Annotated in this window: 5 protein-coding genes and 4 pseudogenes; 4 read left to right on the top strand and 5 right to left on the bottom strand. The window is 60.3% G+C overall.

The genetic code is table 11. The features are described from left to right. Window positions 1–155: pseudogene (locus tag SE91_RS38245) on the bottom strand (alpha/beta fold hydrolase); the annotation flags it as partial. A gap of 699 nt (window positions 156–854) precedes the next feature. Here SE91_RS38245 and SE91_RS38010 point away from each other — a divergent pair. After that, window positions 855–986, top strand: a complete 132-nt coding sequence (locus tag SE91_RS38010) for a hypothetical protein (RefSeq protein ID WP_257721912.1) — start codon at window positions 855–857, stop codon at window positions 984–986. A 161-nt stretch (window positions 987–1147) separates the two neighbouring features. Here the strand turns inward: SE91_RS38010 and SE91_RS10410 are convergent. Then, a pseudogene (locus tag SE91_RS10410) lies at window positions 1148–1323 on the bottom strand (alpha/beta fold hydrolase); the annotation flags it as partial. A 265-nt stretch (window positions 1324–1588) separates the two neighbouring features. Beyond that, on the bottom strand, window positions 1589–2002 hold the full coding sequence (locus tag SE91_RS10405; RefSeq protein WP_061847549.1) for a hypothetical protein: 414 nt from the start codon (window positions 2000–2002) through the stop codon (window positions 1589–1591). A 108-nt stretch (window positions 2003–2110) separates the two neighbouring features. Here SE91_RS10405 and SE91_RS10400 point away from each other — a divergent pair, with 108 nt between their 5' ends. Then, window positions 2111–3046: a LysR family transcriptional regulator gene (locus tag SE91_RS10400; RefSeq protein WP_061847548.1), complete on the top strand. Its 936-nt coding sequence runs from the start codon at window positions 2111–2113 to the stop codon at window positions 3044–3046. Window positions 3047–3076: 30 nt separating this feature from the next. Here the strand turns inward: SE91_RS10400 and SE91_RS37580 are convergent. Next, window positions 3077–3175: pseudogene (locus tag SE91_RS37580) on the bottom strand (alpha/beta fold hydrolase); the annotation flags it as partial. A 14-nt stretch (window positions 3176–3189) separates the two neighbouring features. On the opposite strand from SE91_RS37580, the gene SE91_RS10395 reads away from it, so the two are divergent. Next, window positions 3190–3774: an outer membrane protein gene (locus tag SE91_RS10395; RefSeq protein WP_061847547.1), complete on the top strand. Its 585-nt coding sequence runs from the start codon at window positions 3190–3192 to the stop codon at window positions 3772–3774. A 43-nt stretch (window positions 3775–3817) separates the two neighbouring features. Next, window positions 3818–4552: a DUF4261 domain-containing protein gene (locus SE91_RS10390; RefSeq protein WP_082813702.1), complete on the top strand. Its 735-nt coding sequence runs from the start codon at window positions 3818–3820 to the stop codon at window positions 4550–4552. Window positions 4553–5721: 1169 nt separating this feature from the next. Here the strand turns inward: SE91_RS10390 and SE91_RS37575 are convergent. Further along, a pseudogene (locus SE91_RS37575) lies at window positions 5722–5812 on the bottom strand (alpha/beta fold hydrolase); the annotation flags it as partial.

Raw genomic sequence — 5812 nt, 5'->3', positions numbered from 1 at the left:
ACTTGCGCGCCCGGGATGATCGCGCCGAGCGCGCTCCCTGAGCCCGCGACGTCGTCGGCGGTGCCGACCGCGATCAGCACCGGCACCTCGATGCGTGCGGCCTGCTGCCTCGTCATGAGGTCGCGCGTGCCGCGCAGGCACGCGGCCAGCGCGCGCAGGCGCACGCGCGATCTTGAAGGGGTGGAGGACTGCGAACTGCGCAGTTCTCCTAGTTTAATTTCGGAGCGGCCTGGCTGGTGTAAGATCATGGCTCGAATGCAGAGCCGTCCTATGTCACGAGATTCGTTCGAAGCTCCGATCTGCTGCCCCAAGTGCGAGAAGCCGACCCATCTTCTGCAGCGATTGTGGAGCCCCAAAACTGGCAGCGTCCGAGTACTCAAGTGCTCTTGCGGCGAATTGGTTTGGGACGACCAGCGGAACCAGAAGCCGCCCCCCCGCAACGAGTGAGTTCTTGGAGTTCCACTGTTCTCGCCTGGCTAAGGCCTACGAGGCCGAGCGTGCGATCGAGCTGCAGCGCGTCGTCAGCCTCGAATCCTTGTCGGTTGCATGCCCCGCCTTGAGCAGTGAACCGGCACCCCATCGTTAACTTTGTTAAATGCATGGATTGGCACAGCGTGGCCCTCTTGCCCTCAAGCGAAGGGAGACTCATGTGCAGACCTCAAACAACTGCAGAGATCACTCGATGGAATGCTATCGCCTGTCGCGGGCGACGCAGGAGCAAACGGAAAGCAGGACGCTGAGAGTTGGCGCACAGTTGGCTTCGATTGGCCAATCAGATTGAACGACATGCAAAGTGCACTAAGAGGCGCGATGAGCCTCAAAGAAGCTCACCTTGAACTCTTGACCCCAATCGTATGGCAAAGAAGCCCGACCACGAACGCGAAGCGGAAAACAAGGCCCGAATGGACGAGGCCCGGAAGGTCGTCGCAGATTATATCGACGACCAACGCGAGATAGCCGCCAAGCTAAGACGCAAGCTGGATTGAGCGGCCTCTTACACTCAGCCGAAATGCGTTGACTTCCGCTTGGGCCATTTGCCGACATCGTTCGGCTGTTCTCGCTGGCTTGAAGGGAGCGAACAGCCTCTTTCCTGGTGTGAACTTCAGGGTGATCGGCCGACAACCTCCTCGCCTGCCCCAACATCGCCTTACCCGCGGCGTGAGAGGAAATCCAGCACGCCGGTCCTGTAGACCTTGTCGCCGACCGCGCGCATGTGATCGCGGCCGGGAATGTCGAGCACTTGCGCACCCGGAATGATCGCGCCGAGCGCGCTCGCAGAGCCCGCGACGTCACGGAGCCGACCGCGATCAGCACCGGCACCTCGCATTGCGGCGAGAGCGCACAATTGTCCGCCTCTGACAGCTCTAGCCGGGCATAGTGCACCGTCACTCAATATCCAGGCATCGGGCTTTCATTGCGCACCAGTCGCGAAGGTTGTTGCGTGACGCGGCTGGACTAGCTTGGTGCGAACTTTGCGCCCTCACCATTGCCGCAGCCCAAGCAAATTGTGCACTGTCACGTAGTTTGCGTATCTCCGCGTCTCACCTAAGGGTGCAGCCCAGCATCGTCACCGTAGTTTCAAAATTCCTCACATCGGCTTGGCAAGCGCGAACAGCCGGAAATCTTCGAGAGCCGCGTGCCGATGCGGGGCGACTTCGCGCCTATAGGTCTCGGTGTCGACGATCGAGCGGAAGGTGGCGAAATCGCCGTATTCGTTGAGCGCCACTTCGTCCCAACGTTCGCTTGGCGAGCCGACGAGGCTCGCCAGGAGCGGGACGGAAAGCACTCGCACGAGCGGCTTCCCGGCCGCGAGACGGCGGAATGCCGGCCGGTAGCGTTCATCAAAGGCTTCGCGGCCCGAGCAGGGCTCAGCATCGAATCCGTCCTCGTAATGCGCTTGCGCGCGGTAGCGTATCAGATTGAGCATATAGATCGGCTGGCCGGATGGAATCGCCCGCTCGGCGGCGTCAAGGGCTTGCAGAGTGATTTCGATGAGGTTCATCGGACTTCCCGGATTTTTTAGCGTCGCGGAATGCGCGCTGACCGCTCCTAGCTAGCCGGTGCGGAACGGCCATTGTAGTGCCCCGGCGGCCATGATTATGTGGACTCCATGTCCACAACAGCTTTGCATCCCGATCTCTCGCGTCTCCTCGCCTTCGTCCGCGTCGTCGAGGCGGGTTCCTTCGCAGAAGCCGCGCGGCGCGCGGGAACGACCACCTCGGCGATGTCCAAGGCGGTCGCCCGCTTCGAAAAGGCTCACGGGTTGCGGCTCCTGCATCGCTCCACCCACTCGCTGGCGCTGACCGAAGAGGGCGACAGGCTCATGACGGCGGGTCGCGCGCTGGTGGAAAGCCTCGCCCGCGTCCAATCCGCGCTCGGCGAAGTCGCGCGCGACGATGGCGGACGGGTGCGCGTGACCGCCCCCGCCTCCTTCGCCCGCGCCTGCATTCTGCCGCGACTGCCGGTGTTCCTGCGGGAGCGGCCGGAAATCGAGATCGAGGTCAAATTCCGCAACGAGATCCTCGATCTCGCGGCGGAAGGCGTCGACGTCGCGATCCGCTCGGGGCCGCTCGACCGCGCGCCGGGCCATCAGGCACGGCGGCTTTGCACGTTCTCCTGGATCGCTTGCGCCTCGCCCGGCTATCTGAAGGCGCGCGGCGCGCCCACCACTCCATACGAGCTTGCCGCGCACGACCATGTCGGCTTTCGCAATCCCGCAAGTGGTCAGATCCTGACCTGGCGCTTTGCCGATCCGCGCGGCAAGGGACCCATTCGCGTCACGCCCAAACCCAAGCACATTTGCGACGATGCGCATGCGACGCTCGACTTGGTCGCGAGCGGATTTGGGATCGGCTGGGGGCCAGCGTGGCTCGTCAACGAAGACCTTCGCGCCGGCCGGCTGGTCGAGGTTCTGGGATCCTGGCGCGTCCCCGGGGAACCCCTATGGATGGTGCGCACCTCGGGCCGCCGCCCGCCCCTGCGCACGCAGCGCGTGATGTCATTCCTCAACACGCTTCCCGCAGCGTTCAGCGACAAGGCAGCGTAGGCGAAGAATCCCTCATGGCGCTTTGCCGACTCACCCGCGGCGGGAGAGGAAATCCAGCACGCCGGTCTTGTAGACCTTGTCGCCGACCGCGCGCATGTGATCGCGGTTCGGGATGTCGAGCACTTGCGCAAAGCGTTCTCTTCGTGACGAACATCTTCGGTGCGCCGGTGGTCCCTCCTGTGTCCGAGGGATGCCATACCGCGAGCGGAGCCGCGGTCGGCGGACAATTCGGCTATCGTTGGCAGAGCGGCGCATGGGTTTTCGGCCTTGAAGGGCAAGGCGATTGGGCCAACCTCAGCGGCTCCAATGGTCCCAGCCTGCTCGCAGGTGGCGGCGGCTCCGACCGCACCAAGATCGATGCTTTCGGCTTGGTGACTGGCCAGGTCGGTTATGCCTGGAGCAACGTTCTATTCTACGTGAAGGGCGGCGGCATCGTCGCGAGCAACAAATACGAGGGCTTCCTCACCGCGACTGGCTTTGTCTTCGACAAAGCGAGCGAGACCCGCTGGGGTGGCGCAGTCGGCGCCGGTCTCGATTTCGGCGTAGCACCAAACGTCGTCGTCGGCGTGGACTATGTCCATGGCTTCATGGGGTCGCGCAACAACAGCTTCTATTTCACCGGCCCTCTCGGCGCCTTTTCTCGCACTGATCGCATCAGCCAGGACATCGACATCGTCACCGCGCGCGTCAGCTACCGGTTTGGCGGGCCAGTTACCCCGACCTACTGATCCAAAGGCGCGCGCGAGCACAGGTACGCCGAGGAAAATTCGGATGCAGTTTCACGCCAGATTGCTGCTTGAAACACCTATGTCGGTATCGGCCTCTCAAATCGTATCCGAGGTGGGCCGCCTCGCCCCCGAAGCGAGGCTCAGCGACTGGGTGGGCTCACCTTTGGGCGCTGACGCTGTCCCTGAGATGCTAAGCATCAACGATCAATCGATATCCGTAATGGCCATTCCGGCCCCGGCAGAATTGAGTGTCGTCGAGCAAGGCCACTATGCGAATCATATCTGGCCCACTGTCGAAGTCGATGCTGCCAAGCACACCGCTCATATCGTCATAACCGCCGCTCAGAAGAAAGAACTCGAAGACCGTCAGCAAGTCCTTGCGCAAGCGCGTGCAGTCACCTTGGCTGCCGCAGCCATTGCCCGAATTGTCCCATTCATCGGCATCCAATGGGTGGATGGGACAAACTCGATGGATGCAAAAGACTTCATCAGGTCAACGGAGAGCATCGGTCGGCCCGATGCGAATGCAGTGCCCTTCTGGGTACGGGTAATGCTTTTTCCAGAGGTCTCGAAGGGCGGTCAAACGAACATCATTGGAGGAACGCTCGGTTTGCACTTCTTTGGACTGACGGACCTCGAGTACCCCGCGTCGAGCTTGGATCCCAAGTTCATAATGCAGCACGCCTACTCAACTGCGGAATACTTACTTCGCTCCGGCAAGATGCTCCAGGACGGCGAGACGATCGGCGTCGAAGGCCACCCCCCGGATTCAAAGTGACATATGCCGAGGATGGCATCTTTGTTCCTTACCCCGTCGCGCGCCTCAACATCCTGACTGAAAAGAAAAAATGGTGGAAGTGGTGAACCTGAGTCGATCTGGCGATCGGACTTGAGACTCTCAGCAGTGCGCCTTTGGTCCTCAGTTGAAGCTCCACGAATAGGTGCCATGGGATGTAATGCGGATGAAGAGGATACTCAGGCCGATATTCCTACTTACCTGCTTAGTGGGAAACGTCTTCATTGGGGCGCAGCATCTAAGAGCTGTGTTTACCAAATTCGGCCTTGGAGCGGCTGTCGGCATCGGACTCCTGGCGCTAGGATTGTTTGTGGTACTTGGCGCAACAGCGATAAAACAGATCTTACGGCGGCGCGACACACACGGCAATTTTGGGGGAACAATCCGTTAGATGCGGAGAGTGCTGCCAGTTGTTAAGAGGATAGCCACATTCATCGTAGTTCTGCCTTTGATGGCGTTCATGATGTGGCTGGGGCTCGCCCAATTGTGTCGCGTATTCACGACAGGAGAATTGTACTCGCGGGGATACGGTCCTAGTCGCGTCGGCTGGTCGAGACTCGTTAGCTTCGAGAGCGACCCAATCTCCTTTGTGACGGCTCTCGTCACGGCTGTGCTCCTAACTGCTTTAGGATTGTTCGTTTTCGGACAGCTGTTCTCCAATATACGACGCTGGTGGAGCGCCGAGTAGCGTGCGAGCTTATTGGCTCAGTCTGGCGCCGATACTGCATCACTTATCGCCTGGGCAAGACTGCCAGCATCAGCAGCCCACCGAAAAACCATGGTAAAAAGAGACACTCGACGACAACGGTCCAGCGCCGATATTTTTTGCCGCGCTCATTGTAAGCCGTCGGGTTTCGCAAAAAGGCAGGTCGTCGCCCCTCTAATCGCCTATCTGAATAGCCTTTGAACTGGGCCAATCCCGGCGCCAAGTTTTGACGCATTTGCCACTTCAGTAGGACCCCTCCAAGGCCAAGGCTCCATATGCCAATCACCCAGACTGGAAAGATCGCATTTGAAATCGACGACATCGGTTAGCTGTCCTCGGTGCTGGCCCTTTGATTTTTGTTATTAGAAAAATGCAGCAATGTATCGTAATGGGCCCTCTGCGGACGCCCACTGGGCAACAACCTCTCGGCTCAGACAATATCGCCTCAGCCGCGGCGTGAGAGAAAATCGAGCACGCCGGTCTTGTAGACCTTGTCGCCGACCGCGCGCATGTGATCGCGGTTCGGGATGTCGAGC

The organism is Bradyrhizobium sp. DOA1, from assembly GCF_001593325.1.
In the GTDB taxonomy this organism is placed as follows: Bacteria; Pseudomonadota; Alphaproteobacteria; order Rhizobiales; family Xanthobacteraceae; genus Bradyrhizobium.
Note: the sequence above shows the minus strand (reverse complement) of the source record. Positions and strands in the feature narration are given on the sequence as shown.